Raw genomic sequence first — 18,518 nt, 5'->3', positions numbered from 1 at the left:
TATCAAAACAATTATCCCTGTTCAGGCTTGTCCTTGCACGCTGTTATTGGGTCTTCTGACTATATTTAACGAATGACAATAATAGAATCAACGCAATTCGGAGGCTGTATATGCTGTTTATTCTCGCTTTGCTCTGCATTTTTCTGGTGGGATATCTTGCCCAAGCTACCGGCCTTTGTATGGTTCGGGGCGTTAAAGAGGCGGCAAGCGGATCACCAATGTTGATTGTCGCGATTGTGTTTAGTGGCTCATTGGCTTGGGTGTTTATGGCATTAGGATCGGCAGTGGAAGGGCGAGCGTTATCTTCTGCGTTTTGGCCGAGTCTGTTTTCCCTGTTTGGTGGTTTTCTATTTGGTATTGGAGCGGCAATTAATAGTGGTTGTGGCGTCTCTACGGTGAGCCGCTTAGCTCGTGGTGAAGTCGTGATGCTGGCGACGATAATCGGGTGGTTCATCGCATGGTTGTTGTTTGCTCCAGTGTTGCCTACGGAGTTAAAAGGGTCTCGGTTGGTATTATCTGATTTTTCCCGATATGCATTCCTTGGGATCATTTCGTTCATTATTGTGGTGAGTTGCTACTTCATGAATGCGATAAATCGCAAGTTATGGTTCTCAATGTTAGGGATTGGGTTAATGGCGGGCTTTGTTTTCTTGTATGAACCGCATTGGACGCCAAGTGGGTTGTTGAAATCTATGGGGACTTCTCTTTGGCACGGCAAAGCCGAAGATTGGCCAAGCAGTGAGCGCTTTATATTGATGATCTCTCTGTTAGTTGGAATGGTTAGCGCCGCGTTATTTACTGGGTCGTTTTCATTGAGGTTGAGCTCTATACGTCGATTGGGCAAACATTTGGTTGCTGGTGTACTTATGGGATTTGGAGCAGTAATGGCTGGTGGCGGGAACGATACTCAGCTGTTAGTGGCGATGCCTGTACTGTCGTTGGCGGGTGTTTTTTCTGTGTTGAGTATCATTGTGGGCATATACACCGGAGTTAAGTTGATTCAAAGCCGATAGTTAGAGACAGTACGTAAATAACATGAGCACGTAATTTGAGAACACAATGAAATACATCGGAATTGATGGCTGCAAGGCGGGTTGGATCGCTTGGATTGTCTCTGATAACGCGGTGCCAGCGTATAAAGTGGTAAACACGCTCGATGAGTTGGTTGATGATCTTACGGAAGCAACGACGTTAATTGATATGCCTATCGGCTTTAGTGATTCACAGACTCCGGATAGGTTATGCGATAAAGCGGCAAGGCGTTTTCTAACCAGCAAGCGTGGGTCTTCAGTGTTTCCGGTGCCGTGTCGTGAGGCGGTTTACCAAACTGATTATATTGCAGCGTGTAATGTGAATGTGGAACAGCTTAGCAAGAAGTTCTCGAAACAGACTTGGGGGATTGTTCCTAAAATCCGAGAGTTGGATAAACTTATCGATGATCACCCCAACTTATTGATCAGAGAGTCTCACCCTGAAGTGGTGTTCGCAGCTTTGAAAGGTGAACCGCTGACGTTTTCCAAACGAACACTAGAAGGCAAAGAGGAACGGCTTTCTATTATTCAGCAACTCGCCCCTCAATGGTGTGACGGCTTGTCGTTGGCCATTTCAAATACCAAGCGTAAAGACGTCGCGATAGACGATATTTACGATGCGTTCGTACTTATGTTGGTTGCCTATTACGCTCCGCAATTATCGACCTTACCTGAGCCTTCTGATGTTGGTGGAGAAGCGGATGTCGACCAGAACGGACGAGTTCGAGAGATTGTTTATTGGAACAAAACGCGCTAACAAAGCGTGCGCTCAACTTGGCTTAATATGTTACTTTCCAACTTCTGCTACTTTTCACTCTTACTATTTTTGAGTCTTTGATATGAAACGTTTTATTGTCGGCTGTCTGGCCACTTTGCTCAGTGCAGTGAGTTATGCTCAAGTTGCCCCTATATCTCAATGGCAATGCGACATGATGAAAAAGAACAATGTTTTGAGTAATGGTGCGCCTGTTGGTTGTGAGCGACTATCCAAAGTGGATTTCGATTTCATTAATTTCAAAGGGGAAATGCAACAGGGCAATATGATCGTGCTTGATGTTATTGCGCCTGCTGTTGAACAAATCTTTTCAGAGCTTAAACAGCGCAGTTTCCCTCTTCATTCTGCTCGCTTAATGCGTGAATTCAGAGGTGACGATAACGCCTCAATGGACGCGAACAACAGCAGTGCGTTTAACGCTCGTCCTATTACTGGCGGAGGGGGGGTGGTCGAAACATGCCTATGGTGTGGCGATAGACATCAACCCAGTTCAAAATCCTTTCTTAGAGTTCGATAGCCACGGACAAATCACGGTAAAGCCATCACAATCTGCAACCCGCTATGTGAACCGTACTCGCTTTCGTGCTCGTGACGAAATTGAACGCCGAGGCATGGCAGAAGATGTGGTTGAGCTTTTCGCCCATCACGGGTTTATGATCTGGGGAGGGGATTGGAACAGCCCAATCGATACTCAGCATTTTGAGGTTGGCTCAAAAAAATTCGTTAACCAACTGCTTTCTAAACCGCAATCTGAAGCTAAAGTGCTATTTGAGCGTTACATCGAATCTTATCGCCAATGTTTTAATAAGAATAAAAGTTATTCAAAAAATAAAGGTGAGAACGCAGAAAAAGCTCGAGCTATCTGTGCAAAGAAAACAGTCGGGACTTTTTAGTGCTATGTTTATCTAGAACCGTTTGTGTTTTAGCAAGTTAAGCCTGCTTAAGGTGTGTTTCGAATAGCTAAGGTCAACGTATGTCGTTGGCCTTTTTTATATTCATTTCTCCAATGTAACATCAAGCATTGAAAAGGTTATTGGGTATCCATTAGTCAATAATCGACAAGGTAATGCTTTGCAAAGTCATCGGTTTGTTATTGAAAAACTCATAGCGTTAACGTTATGTGAGAACCTGTACTGGTAGGGGAACTCTTCGCCGAAACGCCAGTATTATTAGTGAACTGATCACAACGGACCAACTAATGAAAAAGATACCTTTGGCTCTAACTCTTCTAAGTACGCTACTTTTTTTACAATATGCTTTGGCTACTGATACTTCACCTACCACGCAAAATCCTACTTACGAACTCGATGGTAAGGCGGTATTAGGCCGTACTGAGAACGTGTACCTATCTAGCGTTCAAGGGTTAAAAGACGTTCCTTTCATTGGTAAAATCGATACTGGTGCAGAAACCACTTCTATGCATGCTGAAGATATTCATGTGAAGAGCACGAATGCTGATTACAAGAATCTTAAAGACAAAGAGTTGATGGCGGCGTTAACCGAAGACCTGTTGAATAATTCCGATGTTGATTACGATGATTGGAATGGCAGTACCTTTGCGAAATATGAAGCTGTGGTGTCTTTTAAAGTTCAAAACCCGCGCACGGGAGATATGGTATTAATCGAAGCGCCTTTAGAGCGTGTCAGCATGATACGTAGCCGCACCAGCAGCACGCCTTTACTTCGTCCTACCGTAAAAATGTCACTCACCATTGCGGATCAAGAATTAAAAACAGACGTTAACCTTACCGACAGAAGCCATTTTTCAGCACCAGTGCTGATTGGCAAAACTTTTCTTGCTGATAACGCTTTAGTGTTTGCGGGCTATGACTACTTGCAAGAGCAGGAAAACGCGACAGTAGTAGGTCGAAAAGAGGTAGTGTCTATCTCGGGAATGGCGATGAATGCGACCTTCTCTTTAAAGAATCGTTACAGCATTTTGCATTCAAAAAATATCGATGTAGACAAGAAAAACAGCGAAGTCACGTTTGATATGGTCGACAACGACGGCAAGCAAAAAGAAATGACGCTGCCATTAGTTCGTATGTTGAGTGTGGGCGGTAAGAAGAGACCTTTAGTGTATGTGCCCGTCCAACTCGATGAAAACACAACACGAGATGTTCTAGTTTACTTACGTGACCGTTCTAGCAGTGAGTCACAGTTGAGATTTGGAACGAGCACCGCTAGCGAACTTTTCATGATTGATACCAACGCTGAAAATATTCTCTCTAAAGGTTCTGAGAGTTTCAGCGAGGTTGCAAAAAAGAGTGAGCCGTTGATTATCTCACCGGAGGAAGGTATCACCTTAGATGGTTTCCCTATGAAGGCTGTTGCTTCATTCACCGTAAATACGCCTTTGCTAAAGGTTGATAGTTTTGAAATGACAGGTAAGGGCAAAGATACGTCCGTTGAATTTTTCCTTATTGATGCGAATGGTGAACAACAGAAAGTCATTAAGAAAGTAATTAAAAAGCTTCGAGTCGGTGATGATGTTCGCCCAGTTGTTAGTGGTGAGTTTTTAGGCGCTGGTAAAGTTCGCCAACAAGAGTTTGCTATCGACGTGTTGAACACTAATGAAAAAGAGGCTTACTTCGTCTTAGGTAAGAAGATGGCGAAAGATGGGGTATATGTGAATACTCGTTCTGACTATCTTTTGAAATCGGAGCCTTTGTTTAAAGTTGGGCACATTGAAGTGGTTGAAGTGAGTGGCATGACATTCCCTGCGAAATTGGATACAGGTGCAGATGTGAGCTCAATGAATGCAGTCAATATCAAGCGATTTAAGAAAGATGGCCAAGACATGGTGAGTTTTACCTACCAAAACAACCAAGGCGATAAGCAAGAGTTCACCAAGCCAGTGATTGATGTCATGCGCATTAAAGCCAAGAAAGGCGAGAAGGTGAACATTCGCCCTGTCGTCGAAATGAAGGTTAAGTTAGGTGACTTAGAGAAAGAGGTAAGGGTAAACCTTCAAGATCGCTCTCGCTTTGAATACAGCATGATCCTAGGTAAGAACTTCTTAAAGCACGGCGCAGTAGTGAGCAGCGATGAAGATTACTTGTTGGGTGATATGGATTAACCTCTAAATCGATCTCGTTTAGGTTTGCAATAGAACTATTTTAAATGACCACATACTTCTACGTTGGAGTGTGTGGTTTTTTATTAATTCTATATTTGTTTTAATATAAATGGATTGGGTCGATTTATGATTTTAAGTACCTAATGTTTAGGCAAAAAAAAGGGCCAACTCTTTCGAGTTGGCCCTTTCCAAACGTTTGGTGGAGCTGGCGGGAGTTGAACCCGCGTCCAAAAATCATTCATCATTGGTACTACATGCTTAGTCGATCTTTAATTTCACCAGCAACCTGCGAACCGACACGCTAGTTAAAGGCTAACCTGAATTGTTATTCGCGCTTTTCCTCTCAGGTGGGAGAATCCGCGCTAGCTAGTTTGGGTTTGATCTCTTATTGGTCCCCGTCTTACGAGCGGAAGCTAGGGTAAGAGAGCTCTGAGCAGGTTATTAAGCTGCTAGTGCGTAGTTTTCGTCGTTTGCGACTATTTTTTTGCGGCTTTTAACGTGGCCAACCGCCCCACGGCATGCACCTCAGACTTCAAAATTCCTGTCGAATCCTAAATCAGCCCCAAGTGTTATTTGCATAGTACCAGAAAAGCTTAGCCTGTCTAGCACTGTGCGTTTAAGTGCTTAAAATTAACGCAAATTACTCTTCATAATTCGTGCTTTATCTCTCGCCCAATCTTTTTCTTTCATATCAGTACGTTTATCGTGCAGCTTTTTACCTTTCGCTACGCCTACTTTTACTTTCGCCCAAGAGCGAGACCAGTAAAGCGCGGTTGCGACAAGTGTCATGCCTTCACGGTTAATACGACCGATAAGGTTATCGAGCTCTTTTCTCGACATTAATAGTTTACGGATACGTGTTGGGTTCGCCACGATATGAGTACTCGCTTGAGTTAGCGGAGTAATCGTCATACCACTGATGAATGCTTCGCCATCTCTGATGTATACGTAGCTTTCTGCGATATTGGTTTTGCCTTCACGTAGGGATTTTACTTCCCAGCCTTGTAGCTCAAGCCCCGCTTCTATCTCATCATCGATGAAATATTCGTGGCGAGCTTTCTTATTAAGCGCAATGGTATTACTACCGGCTTTTGATTTTGATTTATTCTTTGCCATAATGGCCTCATTATACGGAATGCGCCCTAGATGGGGAATCCTTTTTATTTGCGCTCTGGCCCAATACAATTAAAATTGCAGTTTGTGTTAATGTAACGCTGTCTTTAACAGGAGTCTATATGCCAAAGGTTACTCGTTCAGCATTAGTGTCTTTTAGTGCCGACCAGATGTTCAGCTTGGTCAATGATGTTGCTCGTTATCCTGAGTTTTTGCCAGGATGTTCTGGTTCTCGTGTGATCGAATCTTCAGATTCTGCGATGGTGGCTTCGGTTGATGTCTCTAAAGCTGGTATCAGCAAAACATTTACTACGTCAAATCGAATGGCAGATGGTGCTGAGATCTTAATGGAGCTGGTGGACGGCCCGTTCAAAAAGCTGCAGGGCGGTTGGTATTTCACTCCACTAGACGACCAAGCTTGTAAGGTCGAGCTTAAGTTAGAGTTTGAATTTTCTAGTCGAATGATAGAAATGGCATTTGGTAAGATTTTCAATGAGCTGACGAGCAATATGGTCAGTGCTTTTACTCAACGAGCTAAACAGGTTTACTAAGCCATGACTATTGAATCCGATATGATCCACGTAGAAGTTGTGTTTGCGCTTCCACATGAGCAGCGTGTATTTACCTTGGTGGTGAATAAGAACGCGACCGTTGAAGAGATTATTGCACAGTCTGGTGTTTTAGAATTGTATCCAGAGATCGACTTAGCGAAAAATAAAGTGGGTGTATTCAGCCGCAACGTTAAGTTGGATGCAACCGTTCGAGATAAAGATCGTATCGAAATCTATCGAGCGCTGCTGGCCGATCCAAAAGAGATTCGACGTAAGCGTGCAGAGCAAGCAAAAGCGGCGGCTGCTAAATCGTAATACCAAACAAATTTGAATGATAAAGAAGCTCGCATTGGCGAGCTTTTTTGTACCTGCAGGTTAGTTCGATGAAAATTAATTTGTTAACGGATATGAAAAAGCCTGCTCATGTGAGCCGGCTTTTGCGATTCTTGTTTTGTCGACTGATAGTTTCGTCGACTGATAACTTTATCGGCTGATAGCTTTGTTGGTTGAAAGCTAGCGAAGGCTTTCGAAGAACTCATCACTGGCTTCAAAGTCACCATTGATCGTTACTAAGGTGCCAGTCGCATCAAAGTTAACAACAAGATTTTTTTGAATCGAGTCTTCATGGCCTTTTGTGTGGAGGTAAATGTAGTACCACGTATCTGGGTAGCCATTTTCGATAAGCATAGGTGAGCCCATAACGTAACGAACTTGTGTTTTTGTCATGCCAAACTTCAGCTGGTCGACAGCTTCTTGTTCAACATAGTTACCCTGATTGATGTCAATTCGATAAACCAACTTCTCTAGTAGAGAGCAACCGGTCAACATTGTTAGTGCAAGTGGAACTGCAACTAACCACTTTTTAATTCGCATAGTCTGAGATCTTTCTTCGCTAAAATACTGCCTGATAATAAACAAGCTCCAGCAAGAAGTAAAAAGCTCCTTGCGCTTTGAGCTTGTTATGACTGGCAATTTTGAATTAAGTTGCAAAATTGCCAAGAATTTTCGGTAATTTATCAGAAATTTGCTGAATGTTTAACTTAAGCTGCGATTAATAATTCTTTTGCGTTGGCTAATGTCGACTCTGTAATCTGGCTACCACCGAGTAGGCGAGCAAGCTCTGAAACGCGTTGTTGTTCATCAAGCGTGTGCATTTGCGTTTCTGTTTTACCTGATTTCGTGTTCTTCGCAACAAACAGCTGTTGGTGACCGCAACCGGCAACTTGAGGTAAGTGAGTCACACACATCACTTGGGTAGATTCTCCCAGCGTACGCAGCATTTTTCCGACCACGGCAGCGGTTGGCCCACTGATACCTACATCGACTTCATCGAAAATTAGGCTTGGTGTATCTACTTTTTGCGCAGTGATCACCTGAATCGCTAATGAAATACGTGAAAGTTCACCACCGGAGGCTACTTTAGCAATTGGCTGCATCGGTTGGCCCGGGTTAGTTGAAACAATGAAGGTCACGTTATCCATACCCAATGGCGATGGGTGCGTGTTGGTGTTGTTTACTTCAATGGCAAACTGCGCTTTTTCCATACTGAGTTCGTGCATGCTCTGAGTAATCAGCTTATTGAGCTCTTTCGCGTAACGAGTTCGTGACTTATGAAGTTTATCTGACTTAGTCACGAACGACTGATATTGATTCTCGACGTCGTTTTCTAACTCATCCAATTTTTCATCGGAGCAATCAAGCGCTTCGACTTGCTGTAATAAATCTTGGTGGTGTTTATACAGATCTTCTGGCAACACGTGATGTTTACGAGACATCGACATCACTTTTGAGAAGCGTTCTTCAACGTAAACCATGCGGCCTGGATCGACATCAATGCTGTCTAGATAGGTTCTTAGTTCATTGTTGGTCTCTTCAATCTGAATGATGGCTTCAGAGAGTAGGTTCGGCAGATCAACTAACCGTTCATCAAGCTCTGCTAATTGAATTAGGGAGTGATTGGCCGATTGCAGAATACTAAGCGCATTAACTTCTTCGCCTTCAAAAATAAGCTCGATAGCCTGCTGGCAGGTTGAGGCCAATTCTCCGCTATTGGAGAGGCGCTTATGCTCTTGTTCGAGGTCTTCATATTCTTCCTCTCCAATAGACAGCTCATTTAACTCTTTGATTTGATATTCAAGGAGTTGTTTTTGAGCCTGGTTTTGCTGGCTATTTTCACGTAACTCTTTTAAGTGATTATCTGCTTGTCGCCATGCTTGGTAAGCATTACGTGTTGATTTCAAAAGGTTCAAATGACCAGCGTATTGATCAAGCATCACCATTTGATAGTCGCTTTTCATTAACTGATGGTGCGCGTGTTGACCATGAATGTTGATCAACAACTGACCTAGCGATTTCAATTGTGAAAGAGGAACGGGGCTACCGTTGATGAATGCACGAGAGCGACCTTCTTTAGAGATAGTTCTACGTAGGATGCATTCACCGCCATCAAGCAGTTCATTGTCTTCTAACCAGCGGGTTGCATGCAGATTGTTCTCAAGTAAAAAAGCCGCACTGACTTCGGTTTTATCTTCACCTTGTCTTACCATTCCTGCATCGGATCTTCCTCCAAGACATAAGCCTAAAGCATCGATAGCGATAGATTTACCTGCACCAGTTTCACCGGTGATTGTTGTCATGCCTTTAGAGAGTTCTAGCTGTAAAGACTTAACAATAGCGAAATTATTAACACTTAAATGAGCCAGCATTTCATTTACCTGTATAACTGAACAACACTGTATATAAGTTCAGTATATACTGTTTCTTTATACAGTAAAGTCGACAGGTGAAAATTTTTTGTGACAGCTCTCAGAATTGATGCTGTTCGTAGGGCTCTGAAACTACTATAGATTCCCAACTCAGTCGCTCCTCCCTCTTGAGAGTGACGGTACGGAGTGTATCCGGAATATAAGGGCCGACGAGGTTTCTACGGGCAATAAAAAAGGCTGACGAACGTCGTCAACCTTTCAAAATGGTTTGTTGTTGGCTTTGAACAGACTATTTTCTTAGAACTGTTTATTCGTTAGAACAGCTTACTCGACCAGCCTAACTTGTTACGTAAGACATGATAGTAGTTGTAGTCTTTAGGGTGGATAAGCTTGAGCACATTCGGGCTTTGATAAATATGGATCTCATCGCCAGGGGAAACGGGCAATGAGATTTGGCCATCACAGCTCACTTCCTGAGTTCCGCGATTATCCGGTGATACGATCAGCTTGATGCGACGCTTTCCATCAACCACTAGTGGGCGGCTTGAAAGGGTATGCGGAAACATTGGCACTAATGATATTGCATTGAGGCTTGATGACAAAATAGGGCCACCACCAGAAAGTGAATAGGCGGTTGAACCTGTCGGGGTTGAAACGATCAAACCATCAGAACGTTGTGAGAAGGCAAAGCTGTCATCGATATACACTTCAAACTCGATCATGCGTGCGACTTGGCCGGGGTGAAGTACGGCTTCGTTAAGTGCCGCATTGTGGCTTTTTATTTGGCCATGACGGTGAATTTCAGTTTCAAGTAAGAATCGCTCTTCTTCCATGAACTCTCCCTTTAGCACATCAGTAAGCGCGCTCTGGAAGTTTTCAGGGTTGAGATCGGTAAGAAAGCCAAGGTTACCTCGGTTAACACCAATGACTGAAATATCGAAACGTGACAAGATTCTAGCGGCACCGAGCATATTTCCGTCACCACCCACTACAATCGCGAGATCGGCACGTTTACCCAATTCAATCAGGCTAGAAAAATGTTCTTGTGGGATATCGTCTAAAATAGTGGCGAGTCTGTCATCAACAAACACTTGATAACCCTCAGTACTTAACCACTGATAGATCTCTCTATGAGTCTGAATTGCTTGCTGATCTCGAGGTTTACCAATAATGGCGATGACTTCAAATGGCTTTTTCATACGGTTTCCAAACGAATTAGGCTTGAATCAAAATTCTTCATCCCCATAATAAAGGCAAGTTGAACGTCTATGCGAGTGTTTTATATCAATTTGAGGCGCAAATACGCCAGTCACTTGCATTGAAAACGAATTCTGGAGATATCATGAGCAACGAAGAAAACAAAGTAACCGAAGAAGAGCTAGATCAGATCATTGCTGAAGCTGAGAAAGTTGAAGAAGCTGAACTGAATGAAGACGCGGCTGATGAGCAGGAATCAAAAATTGCTCAACTAGAAGCTGCACTGCTTTCTAGCGAGTCTAAAGTGAAAGAGCAGCAAGATTCTGTTCTTCGCGCAAAGGCTGAAGTTGAGAATATGCGTCGTCGTACTGAACAAGAAGTGGATAAAGCACGTAAATACGCGCTAAACAAATTCGCTGAAGGCCTACTACCTGTTATCGATAACCTAGAGCGTGCAGTACAAGCTGCGGATGCTGAGAACGAAGCGGTTAAGCCGATTCTTGAAGGTGTTGAGCTAACTCACAAAACTTTCGTAGACACAGTGGCTAAATTTGGTCTTACAGAGATCAACCCTGAAGGTGAAGTATTCAATCCTGAATACCACCAAGCCATGTCTATCCAAGAAAGCCCAGACCACGAGTCAAACACGGTGATGTTTGTTATGCAGAAAGGCTACGAGCTTAACGGCCGTGTTATTCGCCCTGCAATGGTAATGGTTGCTAAGTAATTGAGTTGCCGTTTGCTGAGCAGTTGATTATTGCAATTGTGAAGTAAGAAAATAGCGGCGGCAAAATAATTCACTGGTTAACGTGAAATGAAAAGAGAGGCATATGCCTCTCTTTTTTTATGCCTGTAACTTGAGAGTCCACGTAAATAGTCATCAAAATCGCATTAAGAATGTCGTTCTTTTTATTTTATCCAGATCAACGATTTAGAGTTTTATATTATGAAACTGGTTGTTAATTAAGAAATGTTTTGATGTCACACTTGTAATGTTTTTGTAAATAAATGCTTTTAATTGTTATCTTTGTATGTAAAATCCACTGCGATATGGCGATTTTAGTCGCATATATAACTATAAAAGTACAATTTTTAAACACAACAAACTGGAGAAGAACGATGGATAAATCGCTCTCAAGTAAGATTTTTGTAGGCTTGTTTGCCGGCCTTATTATTGGTACTGCTATTCAGTACCTATTCAGTGGCATTGCTATTTTTGATACGTATCTACTCGGCGCTGCTGAAGGTGCTGGTGGTATGTTCGTATCACTTATCAAGTTGCTTGTAGTACCTCTTGTATACGTATCTATTGTTTGCGGTATCGTTGAGCTAAAAGATATTCGTTCATTTGGTCGTCTTGGTGGTAAAACCTTTGGTCTTTACATTATTAACACCATCATCGCGATTTCTGCTGCTCTAACGATTGGTCTTATTTTCCAACCGGGTGCTGGTGCGAATCTAGCGGGTACAGTTTCTGAGACAATTGCGCTTACAACAACTGAAACGCCAGATATCTTCTCTCTTGTTGTTAACATCGTTCCTAGCAACCCTGTAGAAGCATTTGCAAGTGGCGACATGCTACAAATCATCTTCATGGCTATTCTGACTGGTCTTGCTATCCAAGCTCTTGATTCTCGTGGTGGCCCGGCTATCAAGACATTCAAGATGGCTAACGAAATCATGATGAAGCTTATCGGCCTAGTAATGAGCCTTGCGCCATACGGTGTATTTGCTCTGATGATTCAACTAGGTGCAACACTTGATGCAAACACGCTAATGTCAGTTGCTGGCTATGTAGCGCTTGTTGTGGCAATGCTTGTGTTCTGGATTTTCTTCTTCTACCCAATGATGGTTGGTTCATTCACTGGTATTTCTCCAAAGCAGTTCCTACGTGCAACTCGTGAGCAAATCCTTTTCTCACTATCGACTGCAAGTTCGAACGCTACAATTCCAGTAACAATGCGTACTTTAACTGACAAACTGAACGTATCTAAGTCAGTGGCAGGTTTCGGTGTACCACTAGGTGCAACAATGAACATGTCTGGTGTATCTATCTACATCGCACTAGCAACTATGTTCGTCGCAAACGCATTTGGTCAGCCAATCAATACTGCTGACATCTTTACTCTAGGTCTAACTATCTTGCTACTGTCTATCGGTGCTGGTGGTGTTCCTGGTGGCGGTGTTGTTATGGTCGGTGTTCTATTACACCAACTAGGTTTGCCACCAGAAGGTCTAGCGATTGTTGCTGCTGTTGACCGTATCTGTGACATGTTCTGTACTTCTTCTAACGTTGTTGGTGATACTGCGGTTAACACTATCGTAGCGAAATCTGAAAACGAAATCGGCGTTGAAGCTAGCGAAGAAGCTGAACTAAAGAAAGCAGAAGCATAGTTCTTAATTAAGATTCGATAATTAGAAGCCTCGCTCAATTAGAGCGGGGCTTTTTTGTGTCTGTTGGTCTGTACTTTGGTGTTATTGGGTGAGTTGTTCAAAAGAGGAGGGAGTTGGTGTTAAGTCTCATTGTTTATCTTTATTTGAACCGGAACGACCATCAGTTTTCAATATTTAACTTCGATCACAAATAATAATACAATATTATTTTATTCTTTTTGGGAACCTACATTCTGACAATATAAAGGAAACCAAATAATGAAGTTGTCTTACCTTAGCTTACTGACGGCTGCTCTTTTCGCTACTCCAACTCTCGCTTCAAATCTCGATATCGGCCAACAGTTTAATCTTGACCCGGCAAAAGCCCCTGCGCAAAACTTCGACTTATCTAAGTGGAAAATTAACTTGCCTGAGTTGACTACTGAAGGGTCTAGAAAAGGTAAAACGCTAGAGATAGGTAAGAAGGAATTGTCGAATGTAGACACCCCTTACGTTCACCCTGAATGGTTCTATACAGATAAAGAATCTGGAGCGATGGTCTTCGTGGCTCCTAATACAGCACCAACAACGCCGAACAGCAAAAACACGCGTAGTGAGCTAAGAGCGATGCTATCTGACAGCTACTCTGCACCGAGTAATAACTTTGCTATTTCAAGCCATAAAAATGCTGAAGAGTTTGGTTCTATCGGCGGGCAAATGACAGCAACGCTTTCTGTTGATCAGGTGAGCACCAGTGGTAACTATAAAAAGACAGGCGCATTCTCAGTCGTTATTGGTCAAATCCATGGCTCAGACAATGAACCTCTGAAAATTGTTTACCGTAAATTACCAGAGCACGAACATGGATCGTTAACGTGGAACTATGAACTTAATCCGCCTAAAGAACTGAAAAATGCGAAAGACGAAAACGGTAAGAAACTTCGTAAAGACATCCGCCATGACGTATTTGGTCAATACAATTTGAAAAAGGGCAGTTCTGATCCTAGTGATGGCATTAAATTGGGTGAAGTGTTTTCATATGATGTAAATATTAAAGATAACATCATGCACTTAACGTTTACTAAGAATCCAAACTCAGCGGATCCCGTTGTGAAGACCTATGATGTTGATTTGGCGAAAGGTAAATATCAGGGGCACGACGTTGATCTTGGCTATGGTCAAGATTGGATGTACTTCAAAGCGGGTGCATACAACCAATGCAACACTAAGAAGTCGAGCTCGGCATGTGAATGGCGTGGTATGGAAGCGGGTGACTACACACAAGTAAGCTTCTATCAGTTAATTCTCAATCAATAATATTGCGAACCAATAATAGTACTGAATCATTAGCTTTTTACTAATCTCTATTTGAAAAAGACCTTCCATGCGAAGGTCTTTTTTTCGTTAAATGGAATATGGCAGAGATTTCATTTGTGAAGTTGAGCTCGTGAATGTGCCAACTTTCGACCTTAAATGATAAGGGGTAAGCCACTTTTTATCATTAAGTAGAAAGATAGAAGGAAAATTAGATTTATTTTACCTATTTCCCTTGAAAACCAGTTTGCAGCCCTTATCTATGGTGCATACGAAAGCAAAATACATTTGCACTTTAATTTTGTGTATTAGGGTTGAATCCCTGATTACCACCCCCCACATAGTGGGTATAGCAAAAAACTAAATAGAATTTATTCGGAGAAAGCCTGATGGGTCGAATCATTGGTATTGATTTAGGTACTACTAACTCTTGTGTTGCTGTTCTTGACGGTGACAAACCACGCGTACTAGAAAATGCTGAAGGCGAACGCACAACAGCATCGGTAATCGCATACACTGAAGGCGAGACGCTAGTTGGACAACCTGCGAAACGTCAAGCGGTGACTAACCCTCAAAACACGCTGTACGCAATTAAGCGTTTAATCGGTCGTCGTTTTGAAGATGAAGAAGTTCAGCGCGATATCGAAATCATGCCTTTTAACATTGTTAAAGCTGATAACGGTGATGCATGGGTTGAAGCGCAAGGCCAAAAAATGGCTGCTCCTCAAGTATCTGCTGAAGTTCTTAAGAAAATGAAGAAAACAGCTGAAGACTTCCTAGGCGAAGAAGTAACTGGCGCAGTTGTTACTGTTCCTGCTTACTTCAACGATGCTCAACGTCAAGCAACGAAAGATGCTGGCCGTATCGCTGGTCTAGATGTTAAACGTATCATCAACGAACCAACTGCTGCTGCTCTGGCTTACGGCCTAGACAAGCAAGGTGGTGATCGCACTATCGCTGTATACGACCTTGGTGGTGGTACATTCGATATCTCTATCATCGAGATCGATGAAGTAGAAGGCGAGAAGACTTTCGAAGTTCTTTCAACTAACGGTGACACTCACCTTGGTGGTGAAGATTTCGATAACCGCATGATCAACTACCTAGTAGATGAGTTCAAGAAAGAGCAAGGTATCAACCTTAAATCTGATCCACTAGCAATGCAGCGTGTTAAAGAAGCAGCAGAAAAAGCGAAAATCGAGCTTTCTTCTACTACTCAAACTGACGTAAACCTACCTTACGTTACTGCTGATGCGACTGGTCCTAAGCACATGAACATCAAAGTGACTCGTGCGAAGCTTGAGTCTCTAGTTGAAGACCTAGTTCAACGTTCTCTTGAGCCACTAAAAGTTGCTCTAGCAGATGCTGACCTATCTGTAGGCGAAATCACTGACGTTATCCTAGTTGGTGGTCAAACTCGTATGCCTATGGTTCAAGCTAAAGTAACTGAATTCTTCGGTAAAGAGCCACGTAAAGACGTGAACCCTGACGAAGCTGTTGCAATGGGTGCTGCTGTTCAAGGTGGTGTACTAGCTGGTGAAGTTAAAGACGTTCTTCTTCTAGACGTTACTCCTCTATCTTTCGGTATCGAAACGATGGGCGGCGTAATGACTAAGCTTATCGAGAAAAACACAACTATTCCTACTAAAGCGGATCAAGTGTTCTCTACAGCTGAAGACAACCAAAGCGCAGTAACTATCCACGTTCTTCAAGGTGAACGTAAGCAAGCGACTTACAACAAGTCTCTTGGTCAGTTCAACCTAGAAGGTATCCAACCAGCACCACGTGGCATGCCACAAGTTGAAGTAACATTCGACCTAGATGCTGATGGTATCCTGAACGTATCTGCTAAAGATAAAGCAACGGGTAAAGAGCAGAAGATCACAATCCAAGCATCAGGCGGTTTGTCTGAGGATGAGATCGAAGCAATGGTACAAGAAGCAGAAGCTAACAAAGAAGCGGACAAAAAGTTCGAAGAGCTAGTAACTGCACGTAACCAAGCTGACCAAATGATTCACGGCACTAAGAAGCAAGTAGAAGAAGCTGGTGAAGCTCTACCTGCAGAAGATAAAGCGAAAATCGAAGCAGCTATCGAAGCTCTAGAATCAGTTAAGTCTGGTGACGACAAAGAAGCTATCGACGCTAAAGTTCAAGAACTTATGCAAGCAGCTCAAAAGCTAATGGAAATTGCTCAACAGAAAGCTCAAGCTGAACAAGCTGGTGCTGACGCTGGTGAACAACCTAAGCAAGACGACGATGTTGTTGATGCTGAGTTTGAAGAAGTTAAAGAAGACAAAAAATAATTTCGTTGCAGAGTAGCCTGATTTCGTTGTCGGAAGCGCTCACCTACTAACGTAGGCTCCGCGCTTCCTCCTAGAACTCAAGCTATTTGCTTAGGAATTTGTCTCAAAGACTTATTATTGCGGGCGTCAGAGGTAACTCTCACGCCCGTAAATTTGTATTTAGACTTGTCGATCTAGATAATAGCTTTATTCGGCGTTTCAGCCGGCAGAACTTTTATCTAGATTGATACACAGACTGCTGAAGTGATCATTCGGTAGTAGCAATTATTTTGGTGACCTAGAACATGTCAAAACGTGATTTTTACGAAGTATTAGGCGTAAGCCGCGATGCATCAGAGCGCGATATTAAAAAAGCGTACAAACGCTTAGCGATGAAATTCCACCCGGACCGTAATCAGGGTGACGACACCGCAGCAGATAAGTTTAAAGAAGTAAAAGTAGCGTATGAGATCCTGACCGATTCTCAAAAGAAAGCAGCTTACGACCAATACGGCCACGCAGCTTTTGAACAAGGCGGAATGGGTGGCGGCGGCGGTTTCGGCGGCGGTGGTCAAGGTGATTTCGGCGATATCTTCGGCGATGTATTTGGCGACATTTTCGGCGGTGGTCGTCGTGGTGGCGGTCAAGCGCGTGCACAGCGTGGTTCTGATTTACGTTACAACATGGAGCTTTCTTTAGAAGAAGCCGTTCGTGGTGTTTCTAAAGAGATCGAAGTACCAACACTTGTTGAATGTGATACGTGTGACGGCAGCGGTGCTAAAGCGGGTTCTTCTGCACAAACATGTGGCACTTGTCATGGCCACGGCCAAGTTCAAATGCGTCAAGGCTTCTTTGCGGTTCAACAGACTTGTCCTACTTGTAATGGTAAAGGCAAGATCATCAAAGACCCATGTAACTCATGTCATGGTCAAGGTCGCAAACAGAAAACTAAAACACTTAACGTTAAGATCCCTGCTGGTGTTGATACTGGCGATCGTATTCGTCTATCTGGCGAAGGCGAAGCGGGAGAGCATGGCGCACCAGCTGGCGACTTGTACGTACAAGTTCATGTAAAAGAGCACAACATCTTTGAGCGTGACGGCAACAACCTTTACTGTGAAGTGCCAGTAAGCTTCACAATGGCTGCATTAGGCGGTGAAGTTGAAGTTCCTACATTGGATGGCCGTGTAAACCTTAAAGTGCCAGAAGAGACACAAACGGGCCGTATGTTCCGTATGCGTGGCAAAGGCGTGAAAGGCGTTCGTGGCGGCGGTGTTGGTGATTTAATCGTCAAGCTAGTGGTTGAAACACCTGTTAAGCTAAGCTCCCGTCAAAAACAACTTCTTCGTGATTTCGAAGAAACATGTTGTGGCGAAGCGGCGAGCAAACATAAGCCAAAATCTGAAGGTTTCTTCAGCGGCGTTAAAAACTTCTTCGATGACCTAACTAAGTAATTAGATAGTGATTTGAAAATTTTAAAGCCTGCCAGAGTGCAGGCTTTTTTGTACCTGTAGATCAGAGAAAAGAAGCTCAGATAAGAAAGAATCGATATTTCTCAGATAAATTCTAGAGCCCTTTGGTGGTTGTTCTTGTTACTTCCAACATGTTTCTGGCTCCGAAACACCTGAGTGGTGCAATTCCAACTTATCGGTAGTTGAATCTAAGCACTCATCATTCACTTGTTGAGAAAGCGGTTCAGCTTGAATTGAATAGGTGGTGCTACTGGCTGAAATCGCTAACGTGTATCGGTTGGTGTCGGTATCGCAAAATAAACATGTCCCTGCTGAAATAATAGTCTCCGCTGCCGACACGTAACTTCCCGTGTATAGTGTTTCCATCTCCAGTTGAATCTTGGTCATGTCGGCCATCGCTGTGACTCGATGCGCTTTAATTAAATGGCTTGTATAACTTGGGTAGGCAATTGCGCCGAGTATTCCCACAATGGCAACTGCGAGCAATAATTCGATCAATGTCATCCCTTTCATACTTAAGTTGTTGCTGTTGCATATATTTCTTCGAATCATCGCGAGTAGTTTCCTTTCATATCTCTGCCTATTTTTCTCCGGTGGTAGCATCGGCGCAAGATTAAATACGGTTA

Annotated in this window: 15 protein-coding genes, 1 other RNA gene and 1 pseudogene; 11 read left to right on the top strand and 6 right to left on the bottom strand. The window is 43.1% G+C overall.

Annotated features, from left to right (window positions below; translation table 11 throughout):
- The first annotated feature begins 218 nt into the window (after positions 1-218).
- From OCV36_RS12650 to OCV36_RS12635, 4 genes and pseudogenes are all read left to right on the top strand, one after another.
- Positions 219-1,013 (top strand): YeeE/YedE thiosulfate transporter family protein, encoded by a 795-nt coding sequence (locus tag OCV36_RS12650; protein ID WP_135455585.1) that lies wholly within the window; start codon positions 219-221, stop codon positions 1,011-1,013.
- Between the two features lie 46 nt (positions 1,014-1,059).
- Entirely contained in the window at positions 1,060-1,788 is a 729-nt protein-coding gene (locus OCV36_RS12645) for a DUF429 domain-containing protein (protein WP_135455510.1), read from the top strand.
- An 82-nt stretch (positions 1,789-1,870) separates the two neighbouring features.
- Positions 1,871-2,699: pseudogene (locus tag OCV36_RS12640) on the top strand (M15 family metallopeptidase).
- 305 nt (positions 2,700-3,004) lie between these two features.
- Positions 3,005-4,885: an ATP-dependent zinc protease family protein gene (locus OCV36_RS12635; RefSeq protein WP_135455508.1), complete on the top strand. Its 1,881-nt coding sequence runs from the start codon at positions 3,005-3,007 to the stop codon at positions 4,883-4,885.
- Positions 4,886-5,082: 197 nt separating this feature from the next.
- On the opposite strand, the gene ssrA is transcribed toward OCV36_RS12635, so the two are convergent.
- Positions 5,083-5,449, bottom strand: a transfer-messenger RNA (tmRNA) gene (ssrA, locus tag OCV36_RS12630).
- A gap of 66 nt (positions 5,450-5,515) precedes the next feature.
- Positions 5,516-6,001, bottom strand: coding sequence for an SsrA-binding protein SmpB (gene smpB, locus OCV36_RS12625; protein WP_029224934.1), 486 nt, complete (start codon positions 5,999-6,001; stop codon positions 5,516-5,518).
- Positions 6,002-6,120: 119 nt separating this feature from the next.
- Between smpB and OCV36_RS12620 the strand changes: the two genes are divergently transcribed.
- Positions 6,121-6,549, top strand: a complete 429-nt coding sequence (locus OCV36_RS12620; protein ID WP_017074163.1) for an SRPBCC family protein — start codon at positions 6,121-6,123, stop codon at positions 6,547-6,549.
- A 3-nt stretch (positions 6,550-6,552) separates the two neighbouring features.
- Positions 6,553-6,864: an RnfH family protein gene (locus tag OCV36_RS12615; protein WP_004735158.1), complete on the top strand. Its 312-nt coding sequence runs from the start codon at positions 6,553-6,555 to the stop codon at positions 6,862-6,864.
- A gap of 198 nt (positions 6,865-7,062) precedes the next feature.
- Here the strand turns inward: OCV36_RS12615 and bamE are convergent, their stop codons facing one another.
- The 3 genes from bamE to nadK form a co-directional block, all read right to left on the bottom strand.
- Complete coding sequence (bamE, locus tag OCV36_RS12610; RefSeq protein WP_029224935.1) at positions 7,063-7,422, bottom strand: outer membrane protein assembly factor BamE; 360 nt, start codon at positions 7,420-7,422, stop codon at positions 7,063-7,065.
- A gap of 167 nt (positions 7,423-7,589) precedes the next feature.
- Positions 7,590-9,254 carry a DNA repair protein RecN gene (recN, locus tag OCV36_RS12605; RefSeq protein ID WP_135455506.1) on the bottom strand — a complete coding sequence of 555 codons (1,665 nt, stop codon included), beginning with the start codon at positions 9,252-9,254 and terminating at the stop codon, positions 7,590-7,592.
- Between the two features lie 314 nt (positions 9,255-9,568).
- On the bottom strand, positions 9,569-10,453 hold the full coding sequence (gene nadK, locus OCV36_RS12600; protein WP_017074166.1) for an NAD(+) kinase: 885 nt from the start codon (positions 10,451-10,453) through the stop codon (positions 9,569-9,571).
- A gap of 143 nt (positions 10,454-10,596) precedes the next feature.
- On the opposite strand from nadK, the gene grpE reads away from it, so the two are divergent.
- The 5 genes from grpE to dnaJ all read left to right on the top strand — a co-directional run bounded on the left by grpE (position 10,597) and on the right by dnaJ (position 17,874).
- On the top strand, positions 10,597-11,178 hold the full coding sequence (gene grpE, locus OCV36_RS12595) for a nucleotide exchange factor GrpE (RefSeq protein WP_102552163.1): 582 nt from the start codon (positions 10,597-10,599) through the stop codon (positions 11,176-11,178).
- Between the two features lie 392 nt (positions 11,179-11,570).
- A complete protein-coding gene (locus tag OCV36_RS12590) occupies positions 11,571-12,845 on the top strand; it encodes a dicarboxylate/amino acid:cation symporter (RefSeq protein WP_017074168.1) in 1,275 nt (424 codons plus the stop codon).
- Between the two features lie 258 nt (positions 12,846-13,103).
- Entirely contained in the window at positions 13,104-14,141 is a 1,038-nt protein-coding gene (locus OCV36_RS12585; protein ID WP_135455504.1) for a polysaccharide lyase family 7 protein, read from the top strand.
- Positions 14,142-14,527: 386 nt separating this feature from the next.
- Positions 14,528-16,441, top strand: coding sequence for a molecular chaperone DnaK (gene dnaK, locus OCV36_RS12580; RefSeq protein ID WP_017074170.1), 1,914 nt, complete (start codon positions 14,528-14,530; stop codon positions 16,439-16,441).
- A 284-nt stretch (positions 16,442-16,725) separates the two neighbouring features.
- Positions 16,726-17,874 carry a molecular chaperone DnaJ gene (gene dnaJ, locus OCV36_RS12575; RefSeq protein ID WP_017074171.1) on the top strand — a complete coding sequence of 383 codons (1,149 nt, stop codon included), beginning with the start codon at positions 16,726-16,728 and terminating at the stop codon, positions 17,872-17,874.
- A 138-nt stretch (positions 17,875-18,012) separates the two neighbouring features.
- Here dnaJ and OCV36_RS12570 read toward each other — a convergent pair whose 3' ends face one another.
- Complete coding sequence (locus OCV36_RS12570) at positions 18,013-18,444, bottom strand: type IV pilin protein (RefSeq protein ID WP_135455502.1); 432 nt, start codon at positions 18,442-18,444, stop codon at positions 18,013-18,015.
- Positions 18,445-18,518: the final 74 nt, after the last annotated feature.

Source organism: Vibrio echinoideorum, from assembly GCF_024347455.1.
In the GTDB taxonomy this organism is placed as follows: domain Bacteria; phylum Pseudomonadota; class Gammaproteobacteria; order Enterobacterales; family Vibrionaceae; genus Vibrio; species Vibrio echinoideorum.
The sequence above is the reverse complement of the archived record's forward strand: the minus strand, read 5'-3'. Positions and strand labels throughout refer to the sequence as shown.

Bases quoted from the DNA above. Each gene is read 5' to 3' on its own strand.
- nadK (WP_017074166.1), bottom strand. From the start codon at position 10,453: ATGAAAAAGCCATTTGAAGTCATCGCCATTATTGGTAAACCTCGAGAT.
- OCV36_RS12635 (WP_135455508.1), top strand. From the start codon at position 3,005: ATGAAAAAGATACCTTTGGCTCTAACTCTTCTAAGTACGCTACTTTTT.
- OCV36_RS12645 (WP_135455510.1), top strand. From the start codon at position 1,060: ATGAAATACATCGGAATTGATGGCTGCAAGGCGGGTTGGATCGCTTGG.
- smpB (WP_029224934.1), bottom strand. From the start codon at position 6,001: ATGGCAAAGAATAAATCAAAATCAAAAGCCGGTAGTAATACCATTGCG.
- dnaJ (WP_017074171.1), top strand. From the start codon at position 16,726: ATGTCAAAACGTGATTTTTACGAAGTATTAGGCGTAAGCCGCGATGCA.
- recN (WP_135455506.1), bottom strand. From the start codon at position 9,254: ATGCTGGCTCATTTAAGTGTTAATAATTTCGCTATTGTTAAGTCTTTA.
- OCV36_RS12570 (WP_135455502.1), bottom strand. From the start codon at position 18,444: ATGATTCGAAGAAATATATGCAACAGCAACAACTTAAGTATGAAAGGG.
- OCV36_RS12590 (WP_017074168.1), top strand. From the start codon at position 11,571: ATGGATAAATCGCTCTCAAGTAAGATTTTTGTAGGCTTGTTTGCCGGC.
- dnaK (WP_017074170.1), top strand. From the start codon at position 14,528: ATGGGTCGAATCATTGGTATTGATTTAGGTACTACTAACTCTTGTGTT.
- OCV36_RS12585 (WP_135455504.1), top strand. From the start codon at position 13,104: ATGAAGTTGTCTTACCTTAGCTTACTGACGGCTGCTCTTTTCGCTACT.
- OCV36_RS12650 (WP_135455585.1), top strand. From the start codon at position 219: ATGTTGATTGTCGCGATTGTGTTTAGTGGCTCATTGGCTTGGGTGTTT.
- OCV36_RS12620 (WP_017074163.1), top strand. From the start codon at position 6,121: ATGCCAAAGGTTACTCGTTCAGCATTAGTGTCTTTTAGTGCCGACCAG.
- OCV36_RS12615 (WP_004735158.1), top strand. From the start codon at position 6,553: ATGACTATTGAATCCGATATGATCCACGTAGAAGTTGTGTTTGCGCTT.
- grpE (WP_102552163.1), top strand. From the start codon at position 10,597: ATGAGCAACGAAGAAAACAAAGTAACCGAAGAAGAGCTAGATCAGATC.
- bamE (WP_029224935.1), bottom strand. From the start codon at position 7,422: ATGCGAATTAAAAAGTGGTTAGTTGCAGTTCCACTTGCACTAACAATG.